At 59.8% G+C, this 2253-nt stretch carries 2 protein-coding genes; both read right to left on the minus strand.

Annotated elements, in window-relative coordinates; all coding sequences use genetic code 11:
• Positions 1-36: 36 nt before the first annotated feature.
• The gene (istB, locus tag M0654_RS22550) at positions 37-918 is read right to left on the minus strand and encodes an IS21-like element ISRel3 family helper ATPase IstB (protein ID WP_248684988.1); all 882 of its coding nucleotides are present in this window, start codon (positions 916-918) and stop codon (positions 37-39) included.
• A complete protein-coding gene (gene istA / locus M0654_RS22555; protein WP_248684989.1) occupies positions 915-2174 on the minus strand; it encodes an IS21 family transposase in 1260 nt (419 codons plus the stop codon). The genes istB and istA overlap by 4 nt, the downstream gene beginning before the upstream one ends.
• Between the last annotated feature and the right edge of the window lie 79 nt (positions 2175-2253).

The raw sequence follows: 2253 nt of genomic DNA on the forward strand, positions 1-2253 counted from the left end.
AATTTTCCCCAGAAGTGCCGAAGTAAAATTCCCCACTTATGCCGACGTGGACGCCAAGGAGAACTGAGGATTTTTCGGCGGTCGTCCTCGTGGCTTTTGCGGCGGGGCGAATGCCGGCGGTGCAATGAGGGCTTTGGAGCGGACATGCTCCGGCATAAGTTCAGCATGCTGCCGCAACCGATAGCTGGATCCTTCGATCTGCACGACAACGGCGTGGTGAAGCAGTCTGTCGAGCAGCGCCGTTGCGACGACAGGATCGCCAAAGACCTCGCCCCATTCCGCAAAGCCGCGGTTTGATGTCAGGATCATTGCCCCTCGTTCGTACCGCGCATTGACGAGTTGGAAGAACAGATTGCCGCCGCCTGAGACGACCGGCAGATAGCCGATCTCATCGACGATCAGCAGGCTTGGCCTGCAGAAGAAACGAATGCGCTCCTGGAGCCGACCTTCCCGCTCGGAACGGGCAAGCGAACCGATCAGGTCAGCGAGCGTGGTGAAGTACACGCTCTTTCCAGCTTTCACGGCTTCGACGCCCAGCGCCGTGGCAAGATGGCTCTTTCCCGTTCCCGGTGGGCCGAGGAAATGAACTGCTTCGTGACGGTCGACGAACCCGAGCTGCGCCAGGGTAAAGATGCGATCTCGGTCGAGCGAGGGTTGGAACGTAAAGTCGAAGCCGGCTAGCGTTTTGATCGTTGCAAGCCTGCCCATTCGCAGGGCGGTCTTGATGCGGCTGTTCTCGCGCAGCGTCAGTTCCTCGGACAGGAGGATGTCGATGGCCTCAAGTGCCGATAGTTCACCGTGCTCGAGGCGGCGCACGACATGGTCGAGAGCTTCCAGCGCCCGTGGCATCTTCAGGCCGACGAGATCATGACGGATGCGATCGATCATGGACGGAATGGCATCGAGGGTCGCGCTCATGGGCGGTTCTCCTGTGCCAGGACTTTGCCCACAGCGTCGTAAAAGGCGAGAGATCGCTGAAGTACGGTGTCGCCGGCAGGTTTGACGATAATGGCGTCGTCCCGTGTCCTGGACCGATGTTGCGGCACGAGTGCTCGTCGATGGTCAGGATGAACCCGGCGCTGTTTACGACCCTCCAGGACAGGATGGGCTGCGATCAGGATGCCGTTCTCGAAGATGCGGACCTCGTCGGCGAGAGAATGGACTTCCACCATTCGGCTTCGTGTAGCATCCGGAACGCTGTAGGTGTTTCCGCCGACGCTGACCATACCTTCCCGCGACACGCGGCGTTCCAGCTTCAGGACGGATTTGAACGGGGCCAGCGGTAATGGTCGCAGGTGCGGCCGTTCCTCGGCGAAGGCTTCATTGATGACGCGCAGGGTCGTGGCGTGCTTCCTTGGATTGGCGACGGTATCCAGCCAGTGCCGAAGCTGAGCATTCAAATCATCGAGGTTACGGAAAGAGCGGGCGAGGAAGAAGTCTTCGCGAATATAACGGAATGGCCGCTCGACCTTGCCTTTTGTCTTGGCACGATACGGTTTGCATGCCTTGGGATGGAATCCGTAATGGCGCGCCAGGTCTATGAGGGCACGGTTATAGACGATGCCCTCTGTCTGGCCTTCACCGATGACGGCCGTCTTCATCCGGTCGTAAAGCACCTCCCTGGGAGCGCCACCAAGAGCCTCGGAGGCCGCGATATGGCAACGCAGGACGGTCGGTAGGTTCTGATGCATGACGAAACGCGCCCAGATGAGGCGGCTATGACCCAGCACCATCGAGAACAGCCAGACGATCCTCGGCGTCATCGGTTCGTCGGTGAAAACGACGTGGAACTGGGCGAAGTCGACTTGGGCCTGCTCTCCGGGCGGCGTCTCGAAACGAACTTCGAAGCCCTGACTTGCAGCAGGGCGCACATCACGGAGAAAATCCGTCACAGCCGTGTAGCCGCCGGTATAGCCTCGCTCGCGCAGTTCTCGAAGCAATCGACTGCCGGTCAAACCAGGATAGGATTTGACGCGCTCCCGTAGGTATGAAGCGAACGGGTCGATAACCGTTGCCCGAGGCTTTCTTGGACCATAGGCCGGAGCTTCGAGGCCCCGCTCAATGTATTTGCGCACCGTCTTGCGATCGATACCGGTCTCTCTGGAAATTGCCGACACCGTCAGGCCCTGCTGATGCAAATCCAGGATCATGATCGTCTCCCTCAGCTTGATCACCAAAATCCCCCTTCCGACCATCGGAAGGAGTATCGGCGATGACGCGCCGCCGGTCTTCCGGGGCGCGCCCCGGAAGACC

Origin of the sequence: Neorhizobium turbinariae, from assembly GCF_023223505.1 — a bacterium.
Lineage (GTDB): Bacteria > Pseudomonadota > Alphaproteobacteria > Rhizobiales > Rhizobiaceae > Neorhizobium > Neorhizobium turbinariae.

Coding starts and splice junctions, on each gene's coding strand:
- istB (WP_248684988.1), bottom strand. CDS start 918: ATGAGCGCGACCCTCGATGCCATTCCGTCCATGATCGATCGCATCCGT.